This is a genomic window from Cyanobacteria bacterium FACHB-DQ100, from assembly GCA_014695195.1.
In the GTDB taxonomy this organism is placed as follows: Bacteria; Cyanobacteriota; Cyanobacteriia; order Leptolyngbyales; family Leptolyngbyaceae; genus Leptolyngbya.
Map to the genome: position 1 here is coordinate 100,239 of JACJNW010000044.1, position 22,648 is coordinate 122,886.

The following is a 22,648-nucleotide window of genomic DNA, read 5'->3' on the forward strand; positions in this document are numbered from 1 at the left end:
TGTTAACTCAAATGAAAACTTTCCGAATCTCAACTCTATTTGTTTTGGCGTTTCTAGCTGTGTTGTTGTTTGTACATCCGGCGATCGCAGAGACACCGAAACACTATACCGATCTAAAATTCACACCGCCCCCAGAAATTAGAGTCCCGGAGTACACGCGGTTTCAGCTTCAGAACGGCATGATCGTTTATCTGATGGAAGACCACGAATTGCCTTTAGTGAGCGGAACGGCGCTTGTTAAAACGGGAGATCGCTTCGAGCCTGCAAATCAAGTTGGACTTGCAGAACTCACGGGAACGGTGATGCGATCGGGGGGAACTCAAAAACGCACTGCTAATCAACTGAATCAATTACTTGAGCAACGAGCGGCAGTGGTTGAAACTGGAATTTCCACTACTGCGGGAAGCGCCAGCTTTAACACGCTCACCGAAGATTTACCGGAAGTGTTTGATCTGTTTGCCGAAGTCATCCAGCAGCCTGCATTCGCACCCGATCAGTTAGCAATCGCCAAAGTTCAACTGCAAGGCGGCATTGCTCGACGGAATGACGATCCTAACGGCATTGTCGGGCGAGAATTTCAGAAGCTCATTTACGGCAGCGATAGCCCTTATGCGCGTACTGTGGAGTATTCGACGATCACGAACATTTCTCGCAATGATTTGATTCAGTTTTATAGCCGATCGTTCCGTCCGGATCAAATGCTGCTCGGAATCGTGGGAGATTTTGACTCGAAGCAAATGCGATCAGCGATCGAATCGAAGTTCGGAGCTTGGAAACCCGCAGAACAGGCTATCCCATCACAGCTTCCATCGGTTTCCCAAGCAAAACAAGGTGGAATCTTCTTCGTCAATCAGCCGCAACTGAATCAAAGCTATCTACAAATGGGGCATCTAGGCGGACAGTTAAACAGCCCGGATTACCCAGCATTAAGCGTGATGGAAGATGTATTAAGTGGCTTCGGGCGACGATTGTTTAACGAAGTGCGATCGCGCCAAGGATTGGCTTACTCGGTTGGGGCAAGCTGGAGCGCTCAGTTTGATTATCCAGGTGTGTTTATTGCTAGTGGAGAAACGAGATCGGATGCAACCGTTCCGTTTATTCGCTCGGTGATGAATGAGATCGATCGCATTCGCAAAGAGCCGATTTCAGCCGATGAATTAGGATTCGCGAAAGATACCGTGTTGAATTCTTTTATCTTCAACTTCCAAGATCCGGGTCAAACTCTTTCGCGTTTGCTGCGATATGAATACTATGGATATCCCAAAGATTTCATCTTCCAATATCGCAAAGCGGTAGAAGCAACAACAATTCCCGATGTTCAGCGAGTCGCTCAGAAATATCTTCAGCCTGAAAAGATTGTTACTTTGGTTGTCGGCAATGACAAAGAAATTCAGCCGCCGCTATCGAGCTTGGGGCAGCCTGTAACCCCTATTGATATCACGATTCCAAAGCTGCAATAGTTCCAAGTTCAGACCCGATCAAGCGGTTGGTGGGGAACTGGTGGTAGTTCAACTTGAATCACATCGCCAGGGCGCACCTCGCCATCCGCCACAACAATACTCATCACTCCAGACTTGCGAATCAGCTTTCCTTGTTCATCGTGATCGAGCACTGCTGACATCAAACCAGGCTGAAATCGATCGAGTTGAGCGCAAGGATTCCGTAGACCTGTGAGTTCAACGATCGCACTGTTGCCTAGATGTAGCCGTGTTCCAGTCGGCAGATTCAGAAGATCGATTCCGCGTGTGGTAATGTTTTCACCCATTTGTCCCGCTGAAACTGAGAAACCAGCCGCTTGCAACTCGTCGTGCAATTCAGCGTGGATGAGATGTACCTGCCGCAAATTCGGCTGGGTTGGATTTTTTGCCGCGTGCGATCGGTGTTTGACCGTCTCGCCTAAGTGAGCATCACCCTCAACCCCAAGACCGCCCAAAAGCCGAATGCGCTCCTGATTCTGCTTGCTGAAGCTATGAGTTGCGCTGCGGCTAACGGCAACGACGGCTCCACTGAGTTGCACCACTTGACTCACTCCAAACGGTAAAAACTTTCTTAATTCAAACCTAAATGAGTCCGCAGCGATCGCCGCATGACATCATCCGGAGCAGTTTGTCCTGTCCAGATTTCTAGAGCCGCCGCACCTTGTTGAACCAGCATTTCTAATCCGTCGATCGCGTCTGCTCCTCGCTGTTGCGCCTGCTGCAAAAATCGAGTCGGATTCGGCACATAGATTAAGTCGTAAGCGATCGCGCTCGATCGGATTTGATCTGCTTGTTCCTCGGTTAGAGGCGATTGATCAACGTGCGGCGACATTCCGATCGGTGTGGTATTCACAATCAGGTTTGCTTGCGGTAGAAGTCCAGAAAGCTGCTCCCAGGTGTGAACTGATAGAGAATCTAACGACCAAGATTGTGCAAACTCTTGAAGCTTGTCAGGATTACGTCCAACGACGTGAATTTCTGCAAATCCTAGCTCTACGCATCCCGCAACAACGGCTCTTGCAGCGCCACCATTACCAAGAATCAGCGCGATCGATTGATTCCAAGTTCGATGCTTTAACGGTGCAATAAAGCCAACAATATCGGTATTTGTGCCGCTCCAGCCGCGATTAGTTCTCCAAACCGTATTGACGGCTCCGATCGCTTTTGCCACATCGGTAATCTCAGTCAAGAGCGGCATAATCGCTTGCTTGTGAGGAATCGTTACGCTGAATCCTTGCAGATCGATCGCCTCGAATCCAGCGATCGCAGTTCTGAGATCTCCTGGGCGAATGCGAAACGGAACATACGCAAAGTCGATCTGCATCTCGGAGATCGCAGCATTGTGCATGATCGGAGAGAGCGAGTGTTCGATCGGATCGCCAATCACACCCAGCAGCTTTGTTTTACCCGTGATTCGATTCATTCTTCGGCTTTGGGGGTTCGGACGGCTCAGATTGATCAGGTTGAGCTTTGGGCGGGTCTTCGGTCAAAGTCGCTTCAGTCAGCGTCAAATCCGGCACAATCTTTGCCATTTCTTCCGGGCTGGGTTCTGGCATCGAGCGAATTCGACGGATCGGTAAATTGGCAATTAACGCGGTCGATCGCTGGTGGTTTTCCAGCACAAACTCCATGCCTTCATCCAGCTCGACATAACGCGACACCACTTCTAGAATTTCTTTTCGCAATTCCTCAACCAGGTGGGGCGGTAAATCTGCGCGATCGTGTGCTAGGACTAGCTTCAGCCGTCGTTTGACATCGCTGCGGCTATTATCTGCGCCACGCGGAAATAAGCGTTCTAGAAATTCGGTGATCATGAGCAGAGATGCGAACGGTTAAATAAAACGTGCAGCGATCGGGTTAATTCTTCTTAGAAAATCGACCAAACAAGCGAGCAAAAAATCCTTCATTTGGCGGTTCTAAGCTCATTAAGGGTACTCGCTCTCCTTCCAAACGGCGCACAATATTATCAAAAGCGGTTGCCGCCATTGAAGGTGTTTCTGATAATACCAAGGGTTCACCTTTATTCGTGGAAACAATCACTTTTTCATCGTCAGGAACGACTCCCAATAATTGCACCGCCAAAATTTCTTGCACATCTTCGACGGACATCATATCGTTCGCCTGCACCATATTCGGTCGAATGCGATTCACAATCAGACTGATGCGTTTAATGTTGTTCGCTTCGAGCAGTCCGATCACCCGATCGCCATCTCGAACCGCCGCAATTTCAGGAGTCGTGACGATAATCGCTTCTCGTGCAGCCGCGATCGCGTTTTGGAATCCAAGCTCGATCCCAGCCGGGCAATCAATCAAAATATACTCATACACTCGCGCCAAAGCATTCACTAATTGCCGCATTTGATCGGGGGTCACTGCTTCTTTGGTGCGATTTTGAGCCGCAGGAAGCAGCACTAAGTTCTGGAACCGCTTATCTTTCACCAGTGCTTGTTCCAATCGACATTGACCCGCGAGCACTTCAACGGCGGTGTACACCACGCGATTTTCCAGCCCTAGTAATAAATCTAAATTTCTCAATCCGAAATCCGCATCGATCACAGCAACTTTACGTCGCCGTTTTGCCAATGCCATACCGAGATTTGCGGTAGTGGTCGTCTTTCCGACTCCACCTTTACCCGAAGTGATAACGATGATACGCGCCATTAATAAAAATCCGCTTTCGAGAGGAACGGAGTATGCCGATTACAGGTTTTATAGGATATCAGAATTCGGAATTTGAAGTGTTCGGAATCTAGCATGATTTAAGAACTAGATCGAGAAACTTTCAAATTTGGGGTCGATCGCTGATTAGCATACCGCAAGCAGCAAGTCGCGCAAGGCTGGCTCTACAAAGCTTTACCGCACGTTGGAAATCACCATGAGCAATTCTGATTTTTGGACTCAGACTAATTTAGTCCTGTTTCCGAATCACAAAATCTGCGGCTCTCGCAATCCGAATATTGCCTTGCGGTGAAACATACGCTACTTCTGGGAAATACTGAGCGGGCGGGGTTTCGGGGGCGCGGGCGACGTAATCGGCAATCCGAATCTGGGTCGGCTCTAATTGCAGCGCCATGATCAGACATTTCGAGTTGCCTTTGCATCCGGCATGAGCCACACCGCGCAGGCGACCCCAAACGAGAATATCGCCTTCTGCGATAATCGATCCTCCTGGATTGAGATCACCCATCACAATCACGGTTCCGTTATGGCGGATTTCCGTGCCGGAGCGCAGCGTCATTTGAATATAAAGCGGCTCCTCCATCGCGGTTGCCGTTCCAGGCTTGGCGATCAGCGGTGAAGCGGCAGTGATTTGCTCAACGGAGTAGCCTGCGGTAGCGGCGACGACAGCCGTTTGACGGCGACGGGTGTGAACGCATTTGAGTTGCAGTTGCGCTTCTGCGAGGGCTTGGGCGATCGCGCTGAGCTGGCGGGTATCGAGGAGGCGATCGTCTGCGATCAGATGCACAACAGTGTTGGGCTGCCAGTGGCGTTCTCGTCCGGCTAAAAGCTGTTTGAACTGCTGCCAGAGTTCACTCCATGCTAAAGCGACTTTGGAAACAGATTCAGATTCAGGCGGCAGAATTAAATGCAGCGCACCGTCTTTGGTTTTGAGGCGGACTTGCAGATCTTCGATCGCAATTCTGGGCGTGTCCGGGGTTTCGAGCGGCGGCAGTTCTGGTAAATCCGGTTCGAGATTTGGGCTAGAAACGGATTCTGGGGAAATGGGGCTAGAGTCGTTCGAGATTGGCGAAACAGAGGTATCAGAAGTCATGCCTAATGTGGGGCTGCAACGGATAGATCATATTCACACATTCGGATGTTGGCAACATTGTTTCGATCGACAGACGTAAAGCCTGAGTTTTTTCATTATTGTGTGATGGCGATTTTCTGACAGAGAACAATTAGGAGTTAAAATGTCAGACCTAATTCAAGCCGTTCTAGATAGCGATGAGAAAACCTGTTTGCGGCAGTTTGCAAGCGTGTTGAGAGCTTATGACAAACGCTATTTCCTGAGAAACGAAATTTTGCAGGTGTTTGATGAGTATTGCGAACAGTACAAAAAGCCAGATAATTTTCAGGATTCGTCTCAATTAGGAAAATTAATTCGATATGTGCAGGAAATTATTTTAGAAGATGAGAGTTTATGTCTGATTATTCGTCCTAGAATTGCGCGGCAGGAAGCGTATCGTTTGCTCGAAGACTTGACGATCGAGCCGATGACGATTCAGGAACTTTTAGACGTGCGCGATCGCTTTGTTAATCATTATCATCCGCAAGAAGGGGATGTATTCGAGATTGATTTTGCGCCGTTTTATGATTATTCACCTGTATTGCGCGACCCAAAAAATATTGGGAAGGGTGTAGATTTTCTCAATCGCTATTTATCAAGTCAGCTCTTCCAAGATCCAAAGCAGGGACAAAATCCGCTATTTAATTTTTTGCAGCTACATCAATATAACGGGATTCAATTATTAATTAATAAGCGGATTCAATCTCCAAATCAATTGAGCGATCGAGTGAAACAAGCGCTGAATTTAGTCAGCGATCGTGATCCGAATGAGGCGTATGAAACATTTCAGTTTGACCTACAAGATCTTGGATTTGAGCCAGGGTGGGGAAACACAGCAGGGCGAGTCAGAGAAACGTTAGAGATTTTGGATCAGTTAATTGATTCACCCGATCACCAAGCCTTAGAAGCGCTGGTATCGCGGATTCCGATGATTTTTAGAGTAGCAATTATTTCGCCGCATGGCTGGTTTGGGCAAGAAGGCGTATTAGGCAGACCAGATACAGGTGGACAAGTTGTTTACATTCTGGATCAGGTCAAAAGTTTAGAAAAGCAATTGCAGGAGGATATTACTCTAGCGGGATTAGGTGGGCTGGGTGTGAGTCCAAAAGTAATTGTGTTAACGCGGTTAATTCCAAATAGTGATGGGACGCTTTGCAATCAGCGACTTGAGAAAATTCACGGTACAACAGATGCTTGGGTTTTGCGCGTTCCGTTCCGCGAATTTAATCTGAATCTTACTCAAAATTGGATCTCTCGATTTGAGATTTGGTCTTATTTGGAAACGTTTGCGATCGATGCCGAACACGAGCTTCGAGCCGAATTTCAAGGCAGGCCTGATTTAATTATTGGCAACTATACAGACGGAAATTTAGTTGCGTTCCTGCTTTCAAGACGCTTGAAAGTGACATATTGCATTATTGCTCACGCCCTTGAGAAATCAAAATACTTGTTCAGTAACCTTTACTGGCAAGAATCCGAAGATAAGTATCATTTTTCGCTGCAATTTACCGCAGATTTGATTGCCATGAACGCGGCAAATTTCATTATCAGCAGCACCTATCAGGAGATTGTCGGAACTCCAGAAAGCGTTGGACAGTATGAATCTTATAAATCATTTACGATGCCAGATTTGTACCATGTTGTGAATGGCATTGAGTTATTTAGCCCGAAGTTTAACGTCGTTCCGCCGGGTGTGAATGAAGTCGTTTTTTTCCCATTTACGCGCACCGAAGACCGATTGCTGAACGATCGAGAACGCCTCGAAAATCTTCTGTTTACTGATGAAGACCCCGATCTGATTTACGGCAAGCTCGACGACCCCACTAAACGCCCACTCTTTTCAATGGCACGGCTCGATCGCATTAAAAATCTCACGGGATTGGCAGAAGCCTACGGTAAGAGCGAAGCCCTGCAAGAGCGTTGTAATTTGATTCTAGTCGCGGGTAAGCTTCGGATTGATGACTCTAGCGATTACGAGGAAATCAGCGAAATCGAGAAGCTTTACGAAATCATCAATCGCTACGATCTCAAAGGCAAAATTCGCTGGTTGGGTGTGCGATTGCCGAAAAGCGACACCGGAGAAGTCTATCGCGTGATTGCCGATCGTCAAGGCATCTTCGTACAGCCTGCTTTATTTGAAGCGTTTGGATTGACGATTCTCGAATCGATGGTGACAGGTCTACCCACGTTTGCAACTCGGTTCGGTGGCCCGCTTGAAATCATTCAGGACAAAGTGAACGGGTTTTACATCAATCCGACCAATCATGAAGAAGTTGCAGCCGTGGTTCTGCAGTTTCTGGAGAAGTGCGATCTCAATCCAAACTACTGGAGCGAAATTTCCCAACGTGGGATCGATCGCGTCTTCAGCACCTACACCTGGAAAATTCACACGACTCGATTACTGTCCCTCGCAAAAATCTACGGCTTCTGGAACTACACATCGCAAGAAAATCGCGAGGATATGCTGAGATATATCGAATCGCTGTTTTACCTGCTCTACAAGCCTAGAGCAAAGCAATTACTACAAGAGCAAATGCAGCGATCATAAACCAAAGCGAATATAGACCAAAAAGAGGGTGAGATTAAACTCGACCCTCTTTTGCTTGGTTTTACGCTTCAGCGTCGGCTTCTTGCTGCTTGCGGTATTTGAGTGCGATCGCACTCACGAGAGCCAAAGCTGCGATCGTGCCGGGTTCTGGGACTTTCGTAGGCTTTGGTGTAGGAGGTTTAGGCGACGTGGGTGGGCTGACTGGGGGCATAGTCGGTTGATCACCTGGTGGGGTTCCGTCGATCGGCTTGTCAAACAGTGGAGGCGGAGGTGTGACCGTGGTTGGTGGTGGAGGTGTCACAGTCGTCGGCGGTGGGGGGGTGACTGTGGTTGGTGGTGTTACAGTCGTAACTGACGTTCCGCGACCTGTACCACTCTCACCATTAAAGCCTAGAGATTTGCTATCAATGCTCTGATAGCGAACGCCAAAATTGCTCAGACTCAGCGTGTCCACATTACCGCTCAACGCAAGCGAAAAGCTAAATGTGCCCTTATCGAAGGTTCCAGGCAGCGAAGTGCTGTTGTTCACACCACCACTGGTTCCACCTTGACAGGCATTACCATTCGTGAAGCAAACTCCGATATTACCAAACTGATTCGGGAAAGCGCCGTCGAGATGAGCGTTGCTAAACAAACCACTGGTGCTAGCACCTGTAAGCGTTGCTGAGGTGTTGAAGCCCAGCGCTGAAACGCGAGAGAAGATATCACCGCCAGTGGTGTTATCAAGCAAAACGTCGAATGTTGCGATCGTGTTTCCACCCTGAGATGTGAATCCCTTGAAGGTGAAGTCGGCAAACGAGGACATCCCGTTCACTGTTTCAGTCGCAACGTTGCCGTCAAAGTTGACGCGGAAGATTTTACCCAAATCTGCAAGTCCAACTGCAAAAGAACTGGTGGCTGGAGTTGCGCTTTGGGTAGGTGCTGTGGTCTGAGTGGAAGTTGTAGACGTTGTGGTCTGAGTGGAAGTTGTAGGCGGTGTGGTCTGAGTTGGGGGAGTTGAGGCACCGTTGCCGTTACCGTTACCATTGCCGTTTCTTGCGAATGCTGGATCAGCAGCAAGCAACAAGCCTAAACTCGCAACCCCAGAACAGAGCGTCAAAATTGCAAAAGACAAGTTTTTAAACATCTGCGTGGTTTTAGACGATATGTATAAGCTATTGCATCGGACTGCCAGAAGAGCATGATACTTCTGCGGACTTAAGAAACTCTTTAAAGAGTCAGTTAAGTCAGTATTATTACGGTGAATTTTGTATAAGGCTAATTCAGTTTGTGATTAAGCAGGACAGAATTTGCTGGATTGTTAGTAAACATAAATAGAAATAGATGAAATTATTTTGTGTATCTCCGTATTTCCGCGGAAGGCAGGAATGGAATTGAGAAGAGATACGGGGATCGATTCAAGTATCAAGAGTACCGGAATTTTACTGAGGGCGGTTTGCAGAAGTGTAGCGATCCATTTTGCCCGAATGCACTTCAAAACGCTCCCGTAATTTCAGCATTGCCGAAGTTTTGGTTCTCGACATAATGGTTGCTTGTTCTGATGCCGTAGGTCGAGGATATGCTGGCGATCGTCCAATCTATAACCGCTCTCAAGCCGATAAGAACGTTCCTGATCGGTGTATGCTGCATCGCCTTAATTTTCGTGGGATTACCGCTTGCCGCGCAAACCCCACCAGAAATTAACCAACTCAAGCAGCAGCAGCAGCAACTCGACCAGCAGCGATCGTACATCCAGAAAGAACGCGAAAAATTGCAGCGCCAAGAGCGATCGGCGCAAAAGAATCTCACAGGCATTCGTCGAAACATCCAAGTGACGACCGCTCAGATCCAAACGACTGAAGCACAACTCAGCAACGCCAATCGAGTGCTGAAAAAATTAGAAGCCGATTTGAGTAAAGCGGAAAATAGCTATCAGCAGAGACAATCTGCCACCGTTTCACGGCTGCGATTTCTGCAACGCCAGCAGAGGAGTAGCGGTTGGGCAGTTTTGCTGCAAAGTGAAAATCTCAATGATTTTCTCGATCGCCGATTTCGTCTCAAGCAGATTTACAAGAACGATCGCAAAACTCTAGCCGATCTGCAAACCGCAGCCGAAAAAGTCGATCGTCAGCGTCAACAAGTTGAACAGCAAAAGAACAACATCGTGATAATTAGCCAACAATTGATGGCGCAAAAGTCCGAGTTTGAGCAGCAGGCAGACTCTCAGAAGCAAGTCGTCGACCGGCTCAGAACCAATCGCCGCGCTCTCGAAGCCGCAGAAGCCCAACTTGAACAAGACTCGAAAAGCATTGGAGAATTGATTCAAAGACGCATTGCCGAAGAACGCGCCAGAAATGGAATTGTGATTTTAGGAACAGGGCAATTTAACTTACCGAGTGAAGGCCCGATTACTAGCCCATTTGGCTATCGAATGCACCCAATTTTGGGCTATCAGCGCTTTCATGCAGGATTGGACTTTGGAGCGGATTATGGTGCGCCGATCTTAGCTGCCGATCGTGGCGTAGTCATCTTTGCGGGCTGGTATGGCGGGTATGGAAACTCGGTGATTCTGGATCACGGAAACGGAATTACAACGATGTATGCCCATGCTCAGGAACTCTATGTATCAGACGGGCAAACCGTAGAACGTGGAAAAGCGATCGCTACAACTGGCTCGACCGGACTATCGACAGGCCCTCACCTGCATTTTGAGGTGCGAAAAGATGGAGAACCTGTCGATCCGATGAACTATCTCTGAGCGATATCCACGTCGCCCTTGCCCATGAGAAACTGGAAGGCGCGACTCGCTTCGGGAATCGAGAGCAGGAACGATGCGATCGAACACAGCGTCGCGACTTGACAGTAGGCGCAGAAGGCTTCGTTATCACGCCATTCAATCCGAGCTAAGCGTAGTGCAAAGATCGAATCCATCAAGGTTTTGCCTGACATTGCGATCGGCAACCAAGGGGCATCCTTTGCTCGATTGGCGGTGCCTGCCCCAGCTAACAATGCGGTGATGGAATAGTTCACCAGCATAAAGAAGCCATCGGGCGTATCCAAAACGCTGTAAGCATAATCGGAGGCATCGACTTTATTAGAATCAATCCCTGGAAGCGGCAAGTCTGGTAGTTCCTTGACTGCACCGATTTGATAGAGCGAAACAGCTTCTGCCATCGTTGCACCGAGTACAGATAGTCCAGTGATCAATCGACGGCGGGATAGGTCAGGATTGTCGCCTCTACGCAATTCAAGGCTCAGTTCTCTCGGTTCCATCTCAAAGATTCTCCTTAGTTTGTAAGAATGCCTTGAATCAACGTATTGGATTCAATGGCGCGGTTAGGTTGGGATAAATTGCGTGAGTTCAACAGCAAAAATTGGCTTCGGTTACGGCTTCGGGTAGCTCCCTAAATCCCCCACAAGTGGGGGACTTTGAAGGTTGAAATTCCTGTCTCGAAGTCCCCCATTTATGGGGAATTTAGGGGGCAAGAAGCCGCTCAAACCGAAGCAAGAAGCTCCGTCAAACTAACGCTAAATGATTGCGATCGGGGTGAGCGTAAATGCTCGTATTTCACAACGGTATTCACAATCAAAATCGGGGTCGTCTAACCATCGGAAGGCATCTGATCAAGACAATAAAAAAAGCGCCCGATCCAGTTGATCGAGCGCTTTACCGTAGACTCAGTTTGAATCTATACAGATTTAGGCTTGAACAATCCGCCGAGTTTTTCACCCACAGATGCGATCGCGCTTTGCACCGCATTCGCAACACCCGGAGCCGGACGCACCGCTAATTGAATCTCTTCGTCTTTGAATTCTTTTAGCCGATAGCCATATTCCAGCGAATCTCGCTCTTTGCGGAGCGCGGGAAATAATCGGAATGCGCCTTTGAGCAGGTCTTCTTCGTTCGCAAAAATAGCCGCATCAATTTGAGACGATCGTTTGACCGCGATCGCGCCGATCGGGAACCACTGAAGCTTCTTTTTCCCCTGGACACGGAGGTAAATTTCATACTCTGGTAACCCTTGCGATTTGAAATTATCAAACTGCTTCGAGGCTTGAGCGCGTTTGTCGGTTCCAGTAGACTTTTTCTTTTCTTTGTGAACCTTTTTACCGAATCCAGGAGAGCTTGTCATAATCGCAGTGCAGAAATGTCTATTAACAAAAGTTTACGACATTTTAAGAATGAATGGGGATCAGACTGCACCAAGTAGGCTTGCCATCAGTGCTTTCTGAGCGTGCATCCGGTTTTCCGCCTGATCCCAGACTTTCGATTGCTTGCCTTCGATCGCTTCATGGGTGATTTCCTCGCCTCGGTGCGCCGGGAGACAGTGCAGCACGATCGCGTCTTTGTCGGCATAGCTCATCAGTTGATCGTTTACCTGATAGGGCTGAAAAATCGGAATTCGACTGGCTGCGAGATCTTCTTGTCCCATGCTTGCCCACACATCGGTATAAATCACATGAGCGCCTTTGGCGGCAACGATCGGATCTTCAGTTAACAGCACTTCGGATTGACCATTGGCAATCTTTTCGGTCAGTTCGACAATTTCGCTCAAGGGTTGGTAGTCCTTGGGAGTTGCAACTCGGACATTCATTCCCACCAGCGCACACCCAATCATCAGCGAGTGCGCGACGTTGTTTCCGTCACCGACATAGGTTAGGGTCAAGCCAGAAAGCGTCGAAAAGGTTTCTTGAATAGTTTGGAGATCTGCCAGGATTTGACACGGATGCTCTAGATCCGTCAGAGCATTAATCACGGGGATTTCCATTTCTTTTGCAAAGGTTTCGAGGTCGGATTGCTCGAAGGTGCGAATCGCGAGGATATCAAGATAGCGATCGAGGACTCTGGCGGTATCTGCGATCGGTTCTCCCCGGCTGACTTGAGTGGCGTTCAGTGGTAAATCGAGTACCTGTCCGCCTAAGTGATACATCGCACTTGAGAAGCTGACACGGGTTCGAGTAGAGGCTTTATAAAACAACAAACCCAGCACAGGGGGATGTCCGTTGACGGTCACACGCGGGTTTAATTTTCCTGATTTTAACTGCGCGGCGATGTCTAACAGTTCCATCACTTCATCCGTGCTGAGATCTGACAATTTCAATAAATCTCGTCCTTTTAGTGATCCCATGTGCTTCTCCAAAAAATAAAAATCGCTCCCTACTCAAGCGTAAAGGAGCGTTGTTTTACCCAGCGTAGCAAATCTATCCGATCGAGCAAATAATCAATGCTTTATCCCTGTTTCAGTTGCAGGACTAATTTCTGCCATTGCGCCAACATCGCTGGATCAGAAGGCTGACCCTGCACCATCATCACCACGCCATCTTCAACTTGGCGAACACCGTACTGATTCTCGTTGACCAGCTTCTCCAGTAGCGGTAAGGTTCTGGCGAGGTATGCTTGACTATCTTTGAACGCTTTGCTGTATTCCTTCAGTTGCCAGAGATCTGCGATCGCATAATCGACCCGAACCTTTTGTCGGCGATCGTCATAGATCTCCAACGTTGGAAGGCGGACGATGATCCGACGGGTCGAAAGCTGCGGCACAAGATAGGTCGTCGTGCTAACACTCACATTGTCTGGAACATTGCGAATCACGTTATAGATATGGCTTGCGTGTTCCCATTGGCGCGGCAGTGGCACAAACACCCAAGGGCGCACCGAATCTGGAATCATAAACGAAAACGCTCGATGCGGATTTCCGCTCACCATAAATAACAGCGATAGCACAATGCACACTTTCCACCATCGACGGAACTTGGCGGTAAACCAGTGTGGATGGCGCTCCCACCACAGAATCGCACCATAAAACACACCCGGAACCACAGCAACGGCATATCGCAGCGTCACCGAGAGCGCAGTCTGTCCGGTTTGAGCAAAGATCGCAATCAACGGAAACGCTGAGAGAATCCAAGCCGCTCCCGATACCGCAGGCACAAGCGCTAACGCCGCCCACTGGCCCGCAAGATAGTTAATGCGGCGATCGATCGGCAGCAGCAAATATTGCGCCAGCCGGAGCGGATGCGTGACCATGCCCCAAAGCACTTGCAAGGTCGTGGGCTGATCCGTATCTACAAACTGTCTAAATCGATTGGCTAAATACAATCGTGAAACATCCGATGAAAACTGCGGTTGAATCACATTCGTCACGAACGCGACATAGCCAAAACTGAGAATGCAGAGCGCAATGCCAATCCCCGGATACCGCCGACTCAGCATCAAATACACGCCAATACCAAACAGGATAATCCCTGCATCTTCCCGGACGCCCAGCACCAAGACCGCACAGATCCAAAACCAAAGCCAGTTTTTTTTCTCCAGTGCCAGAAGTGTTCCAAACGTAAACAATGGAATCTGGCAGTGTTCGTAGAAGTTCGCAACGGTTGAACCCACGACGGGAATCGCTGTGTAATAACTGGCAGTAATCCAGACTGATAACTGTTCTGATAATCGCTGTCGTGCTAGTGCATATAGCACCAATCCGCCTACGGTCATCAATCCCACTTGCAACACAATTAATGTAATCGGATGAGGAAAGAGGGCATACAACGGAAGCCAGAGCAAGAAATCTGGAACGAAATGCTGCCCTAGATGAATAAAAGATACAATTGGAGTCACACCGTCTTCGAGTGAAGCAATGGAATTTGCAGACGTGAGTGAACTCTGAAACCAACGCCCGTGTAAGTTATTCCAAAATAGTTGATTGAAAAGTCCTTGATCGTAAGAGGTATAAAACGAGAAATAACGGTTGAGCGAAATTGCTAGGACGATCGTAAAAAATACGATCGCAAGCATGAACGCTCGTCGCAATCCTACTTGATGGCGATCCGGGACGATTCGCTTCAAAATCCTCATTTCAACGCCTGCCAGTCCTTGGTCAATACTTCGCCCCATCGTGCTGCCAAACTGACTTGAGTAAAGGGCACTTCGATGGATTGATCGCCCAAATCAAATGCAAGTGCGATCGTTTTTCCCTTAGTGGGTGGCGCATTGAGATCAACGGCTTCACCGTTTACCAGCAATCGAATATTTTGCACAGATTCTAATGAAAAAGTATCGGTTTCGGTCACTGCTTTGCGGGTTGCTTTGCCGACCGTTAGTGTATCTTCTTTTTGTCCCAAAACTGAGTAAATATCGTATTTCGCTCGTCCAAACGGTTCTGCCCAACGGCGGTAGGTTTCTAAGGTTTGATATTCATTCCAGCCTGCATACGCTAATCCAATAAATGCTGCCAATAACGGCAACCATAACAACCCGTGAATCATAATTTTGAAGGCGCACGATCGACAGTTTCCATCGTGCCATAGCTTTATTGTTCTAAACACACGAGAACAGCAGTATCGGCTATGGTTGGAGTGCAAGTAGGATTTTGGCTTCTATTATGAGAAAGCTCCTGATCATCGCCCTCTGTCTTGTGGGATTGGGTTGGGCGATCGTGCAGTTTCCCGGTTTAGCCACTCAAGGCACTTACGATCGCATCATTCTCGATTTCCGCGATGACCTCGCCAACGCTGAGATTCAATCTCAGATTGATGCGATCGCGCAAAATTATCATGTCCGCCCTCAGTTAAATAGTCAATTTTCACAACTCGAACATCTTTATACGGTTGAAGGCGACAAATCGCTGTTAGACCAACTGAAAAAATCCAATTTGAAGCGATACACCGAAGCGATCGAGCCGGATTATATCTATCGCATTCCCCAAGGTGAAACGCCGAAAGCGGTTCGTTCAAACTCTGAACCAAAGCTCTCCGCTCTAGCGCCCAACGATCCGATGTACAGCCAACAATGGAACTTGCACAACATTGGCATCGAATCAGGCTGGACAGAAACGAAAGGACGGGGTGTAACGGTTGCAGTGATTGATACCGGAGTCTCGAAGGTTCCCGATTTAGAGCAGACTAACTTTGTTACAGGCTACGATTTTGTGAACGATAGCGACAATGCCGAAGACGACAACGGACATGGAACTCACGTTGCAGGCACGATCGCACAGTCCACAAACAATAACTTTGGCGTTGCCGGAATTGCTTACGAAGCAAACATTATGCCGCTCAAGGTTCTGAGTTCTTTTGGCGGTGGAACCGTTGCAGACATTGCGGAAGCCATTCGATTTGCAGCAGATAACAAAGCTGATGTGATCAACCTCAGTTTGGGTGGCGGTGGTGAAAGTTCAGTGCTGAAAGATGCGATCGACTATGCTCACGGTAAAGGGGTCGTGGTCGTCGCAGCGGCGGGAAATTCCAGCAGCAATGCGGCAGATTATCCAGCACGGTATCCTCATGCGATCGCGGTGGCAGCATTAGATGCCTCTGGAGAAAAAGCGCCTTATTCTAACTTTGGTGCCGGGGTGGATATTGCTGCTCCGGGTGGCTCAACGGCTCAAGGTGAAGCAGGCGGCATTCTGCAAAATACACTGAATCCCCAAACGGGTGAATCTGTGTTTGCAGCCTTTCAAGGAACGAGCATGGCGGCTCCGCACGTTGCGGGAGTGGCAGCTTTGATCAAAGCCGCAGGAGTCACCGAACCTGATGAAGTGTTAACTGTTCTGAAGCAATCCGCTCGCAAAGTTGAAGCTGATGAACTAAATCATTTTGGAGCCGGAAAGCTGGATGCCTCAGCAGCAGTCAAACTCGCGCTACACGGCAAGATTACGTTTAACGATTTTTGGCGCTGGCTGCGGGATAATGGCTATCTAAATCCGCGCTTCTGGATCGATGGTGGAGTCGTAGGACTACTGCCAAAACTGGCAATGGTACTCGGTTCTTATCTATTGGCATGGTTCTTGAAAGTGTACTTCCCGTTCAACTGGGGTTGGGCGATGTCTTCAGGTTTAGTCGCTGGAAGTTCTGGACTGTTCTTTCTCCGGGGACTGTACCGATTTGATATGCCGCAATTTCCGTTCCGCATCCTGGGAAGTTCGCTGCCTGAACTGGGAAGCGCAATTCAAGCGAGTGGAGCGCTCAATCCGATTTCTGCCAGTGTGCTGATTCCGTTTATGCTGCTTGCGTTATTGTTAGGACATTCTCAGGGAAGATTGTTTGCGATCGGCACGACGATCGGCGTGACGACTTTCCTGGGAATTAGCGCGATCGTTGATCCACAAGTCATGTGGCTCGGTGAGGGTTTCATCGGGAGAGCGTATTTGATTGTGAATGCACTACTCTGCTATGGGCTAGCGCGATTGGCTTTGAAAGCGGGAGAAAGAACAGTATGACCGTGACCGGAGTGATTCAGCGTAAAGGATTTGGGACAGGAGCTTGGGCGATCGATGCCGACAATGGCAAGTCTTACGAATTACACAAGCCCCCGGAAGAATTGCAGCACGCAGGGCTAAAAGTCACCGTTGAAGGAGATATCCGCGATGATGTGATGAGCTTTGCAATGATCGGACAAATTCTTGAAGTGAAACAGTTTCAGATTCTCTAATGCTGTTTTAGCGCAAACACAGAAACACTTAAGGCAGCTTTAATTCAAGTAAATAGGGTAGCTGAGCCAGCGAAGTCTAGCCCAGCTACCCTATTTAGTTAAGTTAGTTAAGTGGTTTTGCAAGCTATTTCGGATCTTCATTCACCGGAACTAGCTTATAAAGCGTGTCACCCGTGGGGGCAGTGGGTGAAGCAGTGGGCATATTGACGACTCGTTGTGCTGGAGCTTGAACATCATTGGCGATCGCTTTTACCGCGTTAACCGCATTGATCACAGTTCTCACAGTTTCGTTGACACCATCTGCTGTCTGCCTCACTGTACTCACAGTGCTTCTCACAGTATGACTTACATTGGTTGTCACACTGTTAACCGCCTCGTTCACATCTTTGGTAGAACCATCGATATTCTCAGCGACACTGTTGACCGAATCTCCAATCTGCTGAACGGCATCATTGAGAGTATCAGCAGTTGATTTTGCAGTTCCACCTACGTTACGGATGCTGCGATTGAATCGCTCTGTCACTTCTGGGGTCAGAAGCGATGCTGCAAAACCACCCAAGATTGCTCCGATCGATGCTCCAATCACAATCTTCGTCAAGCCATTTCCGCTCCCTGGTGGGCTAGCTGATGAATAGCTAGAACTATTAACCGGAGGAGTTTCTGTTGTTAAAAACTGATTGCTATTCGTCACGGTCGCATGTCTCCTGATTGACTGACTTCGATCTTCTGCTTACTCTCTCCGCTCAAAAGATTCGTAGAAAGCGTCAACCGGATCGACTTCTGCGTTTTGTTCCATCGTCGGGTAAGTGTAGGACTGTTCTGTTTGAATGTCCACTGGCTGATCGACATCCATCTCGACTGATTTTGCAGACATTTCGCGATCGATCACAGATTCTCCAGTTGAAGACTGTGTAGCATAAGCAGCATTATCGATCGTTTGGCTTGTTGCTTGTCCGGTTTGGTCGATCGCATTGGCAGTGGTCGAAGCCGCTTGTTGCGTTCCTTGGCTTACCGCTTGTCCAGTTTGGTCGATCGCATTGGCAGTGGTTGAAGCGGCTTGTTGTGTTCCTTTGCTTACCGCTTGTCCGGTCTGAGAGACAGCATTTGCAGTGGTCGAAGCGGCTTGCTGTACTCCTTGGCTCACGGCTTGTCCGGTTTGCTGAATCACATCAGCAGTCGTTGAAACAGCTTGTTGCGCCCCTTGGCTTACGGCGTGTCCGGTTTGCTGAATCACATCCGCCGTTCCAGATGCAACTTGTTGAACGCCATGTGCCACGTTATGTGCAGCCTCAGATGTTCCTCCTACAACTGCATAGCTCACACCGTCTCCAATACTTTGTGCTGCTTCTCCGATGCCTTTTGCAGTGGTTCCCAAGCCTTCCCCGATCGTACCCAGTGCTTTACCAAAGCCTTTAGAGGCGCGGTTAAAGCCTTCAGATACTTTTCGACCAGCTAACAGTCCGATCGATGCTCCAATTAGCGCACCAACTAACGCTCTTGAGAGGGGTGAACCTAGGCTAGAGCTATCAGATTTCACTTCTGGCTTGTAGTCAGTCGAAGCGGGTGTTTTAGCCTCCATGTTAGCTGAGGTCGGATAGCTTTGTGATTGAGGGGTTGAGGTCGGATAGCTTTGTGATTGAGGGGTTGAGGTCGGATAGCTCTGTGATTGGGGGGTTGAGGTCGATTGCTGTGGATAGTTCGTTTGATTGGTATTAAACTGATCTTCTTGAAGCATGGCTCTTTTCCCTGGTTAAAAGTTTGTTGACTGATGAGTGATTAAATAGTCATCTACAGCAAAGCTAACGAGTTCACTTTAGGACTAAATGCCCCCAAAGACAGACTTACAGCAAATTGCAATCAAACAAAACTTCGGAGATTAGTCGCAATCTAATCTCCGAAGAACGATAGGAATTTTAGAGCGAAGCTATTGCATTACACCAATGCGGGTTCCGGTAAAGCACCTTGCATCCGGCTTAACCAGTCAATTAAGTTCGTGAGCTGTTGATCGGCACTGAGCGCACCTAAACCGCGAACCGTAACTTTTCCAGCCATGAAGACAAAGCGCGATCGTAGATGCTCCGGTAGATTCTCCTTCAGCAAATTCCAAGCCGGTTCTTCCATCGGAGTTTCCAAAATAACGTGCTGCTTGCCTTCGGGCTTGATGCGAGAGAAACCAAGCTTTTTAGCGATTTGCTTCAGTTCCATGACTCTAAGAAGCTGTTGAGCCGCGATCGGGATTTGACCATAAAGATCATTCCAGTCGGCTGCGACTTGCACCAATTCAGCTTTTGATTGTGCCGCCGCGACCGCACGATAAGCACCCATTTTCTGATCTAAGTCTGGAATATAATCGGCAGGAATAAATGCTGTGAGACTGAGATCAATCTGCGTATCATCGACTTGCGGGATTTCTTGACCGCGGATTTCCTGGATTGCTTCTTGCAGCATCTCCATATATAGATCAAAGCCGATCGCATCCATCTGTCCAGATTGTTCTGCACCGAGTAAGTTACCCACTCCTCGGATTTCCATGTCTCGCATGGCTAACTGATAACCCGATCCAAGTTGAGTAAACTCTTGCAGAGCGCGGAGCCGTTGACGGGCTGCATCTGAAAGTTGATGTTGTTTCGGATAGAACAACCACGCGTGGGCTTGAATGCCTGCACGTCCAACTCGACCTCGCAACTGATAAAGCTGCGATAAGCCGAATTTCTGAGCATCTTCGATCAAAATGGTATTCACTCTCGGAATATCTAAGCCGGATTCGATGATGGTTGTACACAGTAACACATCGGCTTCACCTGCGCCGAAGGTTAGCATCACTGCCTCCAGTTCAGATTCAGGCATTTGACCATGCGCGATCGCAATTCTCACACCCGAAATCATTTCCCGAATTCGAGCGGAGATTTCTTCGATGCCTTCAACACGCGGAACCACATAGAAGACTTGACCGCCGCGGTCGAGTTCTTGCCGAATCGCCGATCGCACCATTTCACCGTCGTAAGGTGATAGATGCGTTTTAATCGGACGACGAGAAGGCGGCGGCGTAGTGATTAAGCTCATTTCCCGCACCCCCGAGAGCGCCATGTACAAGGTTCTTGGAATCGGAGTTGCGCTGAGCGTTAAAACATCAACTTGAGTCTTAAGGGATTTGATTTTCTCTTTTTGATTGACCCCGAATCGTTGTTCTTCATCCACCACCAACAATCCTAAATCTTTGAATGCAACGCCTTTCCCTAAGAGTTGGTGTGTTCCGACGACAATATCTAATTCTCCAGTAATCATGCGGCGCTGAATGTCTTTGCGCTCTTCAGCCGTGCGGAATCGGTTGAGCAATCCAACTTGGATCGGGTAAGGTGCAAAGCGTTCTTTCAGAGTGTGATAGTGCTGTTGGGTCAGAATTGTTGTCGGTGCAAGTAATGCAACTTGCTTTCCGGCGGTGACTGCTTTGAAAATAGCTCGAATGGCGACTTCAGTTTTACCAAAGCCCACATCACCGCAAACTAAGCGATCCATTGGTCGATCGCTTTCCATATCCACCTTGACATCCTGAACTGCTTTTAACTGATCCGGTGTGGGCTGATACGGGAAAGAATCTTCCATTTCCTGCTGCCACGGCATATCCAACGGATAGGTAAATCCTTGCTGCTGTGCCCGTTGTGCGTAAAGCTGCAAGAGATCAACCGCAACCTTTTTAACCGCTTTGCGAACTTTGCTCTTGGTTTTTTCCCAAGCTTTGCTCGACATCTTGTTTAGTTCAGGTTTCGCATCTCCCACACCGCGAAAACGGGAGAGTGACCCTAACTGATCGGCTGCAACTCTTAACAATCCATCTGCATACTTCAGAACTAAGTATTCACGAGTTTCATTGTTAATTGTTAAGCTTTCAAGCTTGAGAAACTGTCCAATTCCATGACTTTTATGAACAACGAAGTCTCCAGGCTGTAACTTATTGGGATCAACTTGTTTCGATGCAGCACGACGACGCTTACGAACATAAGTCGGTGTTGCTAAGGTTTGCTGTCCGAAGAACTCTTTATCAGTAACAATAACAATGCGGAAGGTTGGTAAGACAAATCCTTCAAGTTCCGCTAAGCCAGAGTATTTAAGAGCAACTGGAATATGCTGTGTTTGGAGCTTGTCGATCGCCAGAAAGTCCTTCTGATTCGGCACAAACTGCGCGGGACAATCATGCTCTTGCAGCAATGCGACCGATCGCGACGGTTGCGCCGAAACGAGCCAAATTGCAAAGTTACGATCGCGCTCTTGCCGCAGGGTTTCTGCCAGTCGCGCAAACTGATGGGGAATCGCGGGAACCGGACGACAAGCCAGATTTAAGCCATTCTTTTCTTCAGAAAGCTCATTAAGAGTCATGCGATCGAACCGTTCAACCTCAATCAAAGCAGAGTCTAAAGTTCGGTGAATTTTCGGCAAGGTGGGTTTGACTTCTTGCCATTGTTCCTCAACGTGTTCAACCCAACGATCGCTATGTGCCTGAGTCATTTCAGGTTCATCGATCGCGATGATTGTATTGCTAGATAGATAATCTAATAAAGATGCAGGACGATCGAACGCTAACCCTAAAAAGCGACGCATTCCCTCAATGGCTACGCCCTCTGCAAAGCGCTCTTGATCTTCGGGCGAAAGATATTCAAGAACAGTCTCATCTAATGCAGATTGAATGATCGGACTAAAGCTAGTTGGTGTTAAAGTGACTTGCGTAACGCGATCGAGCGATCGTTGTGTTCCTGGATCAAACTCGCGAATCTGATCTAACTCATCCCCGAATAGCTCTATTCGCACCGGTAATTCTGCTGCAACCGGAAACACATCAATAATGTCTCCGCGTCGGCTCCATTGTCCTTCGGTTTCAACTAAGTTCGATCGTTCATAGCCCAACTTCGCTAACGTATCGCTCAACTGTCCGAGGTTGATTTCTTTGCCCTTCTCCAGCGTCACGAAGTAGGGCGTAAACGCTTCAGGCGGCGGCAAATGCGGTTGAAGGGCGCGTTCGGTCGCGACGATCGCTGTTTTTCCCGTTCCCTTCACCAAATCCGCCAGCGTTTGCAACTGTCCCCAAGTCATCTCAGCTTCAGGATCAAACGGCTCATAGGGAGACGATTCTGAAGTTGGATAAAAATGCACCGTATCCCAGCCCATCGCATCCATCTGAGCGCTCCAGCGCCCGGCCTCCTCCAGTGTTGCCGTAATCACTAAGAGTGGTCGATCGCTTGCCTGTGCCAACGTTGACGCGACAATCCCTTTGGCTAAACGAGATAAGCCACTGAGATGCAGCGTCGAATGTTGCTTGAGTTTGCTGAGCAGTTCGGTGGTGAGCGGCGATCGACCGAGTGCGCGGGTAATCGAAGAAAAAGCCATGTCGGACAGAAGATCTTAATGGGTCTTTACATTCTATCGAATTGAGT

General features: G+C 48.5%; 19 protein-coding genes. 5 read left to right on the top strand and 14 right to left on the bottom strand.

Features of this window, described 5'->3' with window-relative positions; translation table 11 throughout:
- Positions 1–11: 11 nt before the first annotated feature.
- Entirely contained in the window at positions 12–1,460 is a 1,449-nt protein-coding gene (locus tag H6F51_25420; GenBank protein MBD1825815.1) for an insulinase family protein, read from the top strand.
- Between the two features lie 8 nt (positions 1,461–1,468).
- Here H6F51_25420 and H6F51_25425 read toward each other — a convergent pair whose 3' ends face one another.
- The 5 genes from H6F51_25425 to minC form a co-directional block, all read right to left on the bottom strand.
- Complete coding sequence (locus H6F51_25425; GenBank protein ID MBD1825816.1) at positions 1,469–2,017, bottom strand: MOSC domain-containing protein; 549 nt, start codon at positions 2,015–2,017, stop codon at positions 1,469–1,471.
- Positions 2,018–2,049: 32 nt separating this feature from the next.
- Positions 2,050–2,901, bottom strand: a complete 852-nt coding sequence (locus tag H6F51_25430; GenBank protein MBD1825817.1) for a shikimate dehydrogenase — start codon at positions 2,899–2,901, stop codon at positions 2,050–2,052.
- On the bottom strand, positions 2,882–3,292 hold the full coding sequence (minE, locus tag H6F51_25435; protein ID MBD1825818.1) for a cell division topological specificity factor MinE: 411 nt from the start codon (positions 3,290–3,292) through the stop codon (positions 2,882–2,884). Before minE ends, H6F51_25430 begins: the two co-directional genes overlap by 20 nt.
- A 43-nt stretch (positions 3,293–3,335) precedes the next feature.
- Positions 3,336–4,139 carry a septum site-determining protein MinD gene (gene minD / locus H6F51_25440; protein MBD1825819.1) on the bottom strand — a complete coding sequence of 268 codons (804 nt, stop codon included), beginning with the start codon at positions 4,137–4,139 and terminating at the stop codon, positions 3,336–3,338.
- Between the two features lie 247 nt (positions 4,140–4,386).
- On the bottom strand, positions 4,387–5,250 hold the full coding sequence (minC, locus tag H6F51_25445) for a septum site-determining protein MinC (GenBank protein ID MBD1825820.1): 864 nt from the start codon (positions 5,248–5,250) through the stop codon (positions 4,387–4,389).
- A gap of 142 nt (positions 5,251–5,392) precedes the next feature.
- On the opposite strand from minC, the gene H6F51_25450 reads away from it, so the two are divergent.
- On the top strand, positions 5,393–7,816 hold the full coding sequence (locus H6F51_25450; protein ID MBD1825821.1) for a sucrose synthase: 2,424 nt from the start codon (positions 5,393–5,395) through the stop codon (positions 7,814–7,816).
- A gap of 61 nt (positions 7,817–7,877) precedes the next feature.
- Here H6F51_25450 and H6F51_25455 read toward each other — a convergent pair whose 3' ends face one another.
- The gene (locus H6F51_25455; GenBank protein ID MBD1825822.1) at positions 7,878–8,942 is read right to left on the bottom strand and encodes a cistern family PEP-CTERM protein; all 1,065 of its coding nucleotides are present in this window, start codon (positions 8,940–8,942) and stop codon (positions 7,878–7,880) included.
- 432 nt (positions 8,943–9,374) lie between these two features.
- Between H6F51_25455 and H6F51_25460 the strand changes: the two genes are divergently transcribed.
- Positions 9,375–10,553 (top strand): peptidoglycan DD-metalloendopeptidase family protein, encoded by a 1,179-nt coding sequence (locus H6F51_25460; protein ID MBD1825823.1) that lies wholly within the window; start codon positions 9,375–9,377, stop codon positions 10,551–10,553.
- Here the strand turns inward: H6F51_25460 and H6F51_25465 are convergent.
- The 5 genes from H6F51_25465 to H6F51_25485 all read right to left on the bottom strand — a co-directional run bounded on the left by H6F51_25465 (position 10,544) and on the right by H6F51_25485 (position 15,058).
- Positions 10,544–11,068 carry a vitamin K epoxide reductase family protein gene (locus tag H6F51_25465; GenBank protein MBD1825824.1) on the bottom strand — a complete coding sequence of 175 codons (525 nt, stop codon included), beginning with the start codon at positions 11,066–11,068 and terminating at the stop codon, positions 10,544–10,546. The two genes, H6F51_25460 and H6F51_25465, sit on opposite strands and share 10 nt — an antisense overlap.
- A 416-nt stretch (positions 11,069–11,484) precedes the next feature.
- Entirely contained in the window at positions 11,485–11,928 is a 444-nt protein-coding gene (locus tag H6F51_25470) for a hypothetical protein (GenBank protein MBD1825825.1), read from the bottom strand.
- 60 nt (positions 11,929–11,988) lie between these two features.
- Positions 11,989–12,924: an ornithine carbamoyltransferase gene (gene argF, locus H6F51_25475; protein MBD1825826.1), complete on the bottom strand. Its 936-nt coding sequence runs from the start codon at positions 12,922–12,924 to the stop codon at positions 11,989–11,991.
- A 101-nt stretch (positions 12,925–13,025) separates the two neighbouring features.
- Entirely contained in the window at positions 13,026–14,648 is a 1,623-nt protein-coding gene (locus tag H6F51_25480) for a DUF2079 domain-containing protein (protein MBD1825827.1), read from the bottom strand.
- Positions 14,645–15,058: a hypothetical protein gene (locus H6F51_25485; protein ID MBD1825828.1), complete on the bottom strand. Its 414-nt coding sequence runs from the start codon at positions 15,056–15,058 to the stop codon at positions 14,645–14,647. Before H6F51_25485 ends, H6F51_25480 begins: the two co-directional genes overlap by 4 nt.
- Before the next feature lie 116 nt (positions 15,059–15,174).
- On the opposite strand from H6F51_25485, the gene H6F51_25490 reads away from it, so the two are divergent.
- A complete protein-coding gene (locus tag H6F51_25490; protein MBD1825829.1) occupies positions 15,175–17,010 on the top strand; it encodes a S8 family serine peptidase in 1,836 nt (611 codons plus the stop codon).
- Positions 17,007–17,222 (top strand): hypothetical protein, encoded by a 216-nt coding sequence (locus tag H6F51_25495; GenBank protein ID MBD1825830.1) that lies wholly within the window; start codon positions 17,007–17,009, stop codon positions 17,220–17,222. Before H6F51_25490 ends, H6F51_25495 begins: the two co-directional genes overlap by 4 nt.
- A gap of 124 nt (positions 17,223–17,346) precedes the next feature.
- Here H6F51_25495 and H6F51_25500 read toward each other — a convergent pair whose 3' ends face one another.
- The 3 genes from H6F51_25500 to mfd form a co-directional block, all read right to left on the bottom strand.
- Entirely contained in the window at positions 17,347–17,913 is a 567-nt protein-coding gene (locus H6F51_25500; GenBank protein MBD1825831.1) for a YtxH domain-containing protein, read from the bottom strand.
- 39 nt (positions 17,914–17,952) lie between these two features.
- On the bottom strand, positions 17,953–18,957 hold the full coding sequence (locus tag H6F51_25505) for a hypothetical protein (protein MBD1825832.1): 1,005 nt from the start codon (positions 18,955–18,957) through the stop codon (positions 17,953–17,955).
- A gap of 197 nt (positions 18,958–19,154) precedes the next feature.
- Entirely contained in the window at positions 19,155–22,601 is a 3,447-nt protein-coding gene (mfd, locus tag H6F51_25510) for a transcription-repair coupling factor (protein ID MBD1825833.1), read from the bottom strand.
- Positions 22,602–22,648: the final 47 nt, after the last annotated feature.

What these genes read in the sequence shown, in the direction of transcription:
- minC (MBD1825820.1), bottom strand. Translation starts at nt 5,250, where the DNA reads ATGACTTCTGATACCTCTGTTTCGCCAATCTCGAACGACTCTAGCCCC.
- H6F51_25490 (MBD1825829.1), top strand. Translation starts at nt 15,175, where the DNA reads ATGAGAAAGCTCCTGATCATCGCCCTCTGTCTTGTGGGATTGGGTTGG.
- H6F51_25460 (MBD1825823.1), top strand. Translation starts at nt 9,375, where the DNA reads ATGCTGGCGATCGTCCAATCTATAACCGCTCTCAAGCCGATAAGAACG.
- argF (MBD1825826.1), bottom strand. Translation starts at nt 12,924, where the DNA reads ATGGGATCACTAAAAGGACGAGATTTATTGAAATTGTCAGATCTCAGC.
- H6F51_25480 (MBD1825827.1), bottom strand. Translation starts at nt 14,648, where the DNA reads ATGAGGATTTTGAAGCGAATCGTCCCGGATCGCCATCAAGTAGGATTG.
- minE (MBD1825818.1), bottom strand. Translation starts at nt 3,292, where the DNA reads ATGATCACCGAATTTCTAGAACGCTTATTTCCGCGTGGCGCAGATAAT.
- H6F51_25495 (MBD1825830.1), top strand. Translation starts at nt 17,007, where the DNA reads ATGACCGTGACCGGAGTGATTCAGCGTAAAGGATTTGGGACAGGAGCT.
- H6F51_25505 (MBD1825832.1), bottom strand. Translation starts at nt 18,957, where the DNA reads ATGCTTCAAGAAGATCAGTTTAATACCAATCAAACGAACTATCCACAG.
- H6F51_25485 (MBD1825828.1), bottom strand. Translation starts at nt 15,058, where the DNA reads ATGATTCACGGGTTGTTATGGTTGCCGTTATTGGCAGCATTTATTGGA.
- H6F51_25420 (MBD1825815.1), top strand. Translation starts at nt 12, where the DNA reads ATGAAAACTTTCCGAATCTCAACTCTATTTGTTTTGGCGTTTCTAGCT.
- H6F51_25470 (MBD1825825.1), bottom strand. Translation starts at nt 11,928, where the DNA reads ATGACAAGCTCTCCTGGATTCGGTAAAAAGGTTCACAAAGAAAAGAAA.
- H6F51_25450 (MBD1825821.1), top strand. Translation starts at nt 5,393, where the DNA reads ATGTCAGACCTAATTCAAGCCGTTCTAGATAGCGATGAGAAAACCTGT.
- mfd (MBD1825833.1), bottom strand. Translation starts at nt 22,601, where the DNA reads ATGGCTTTTTCTTCGATTACCCGCGCACTCGGTCGATCGCCGCTCACC.
- H6F51_25430 (MBD1825817.1), bottom strand. Translation starts at nt 2,901, where the DNA reads ATGAATCGAATCACGGGTAAAACAAAGCTGCTGGGTGTGATTGGCGAT.
- H6F51_25455 (MBD1825822.1), bottom strand. Translation starts at nt 8,942, where the DNA reads ATGTTTAAAAACTTGTCTTTTGCAATTTTGACGCTCTGTTCTGGGGTT.
- minD (MBD1825819.1), bottom strand. Translation starts at nt 4,139, where the DNA reads ATGGCGCGTATCATCGTTATCACTTCGGGTAAAGGTGGAGTCGGAAAG.
- H6F51_25465 (MBD1825824.1), bottom strand. Translation starts at nt 11,068, where the DNA reads ATGGAACCGAGAGAACTGAGCCTTGAATTGCGTAGAGGCGACAATCCT.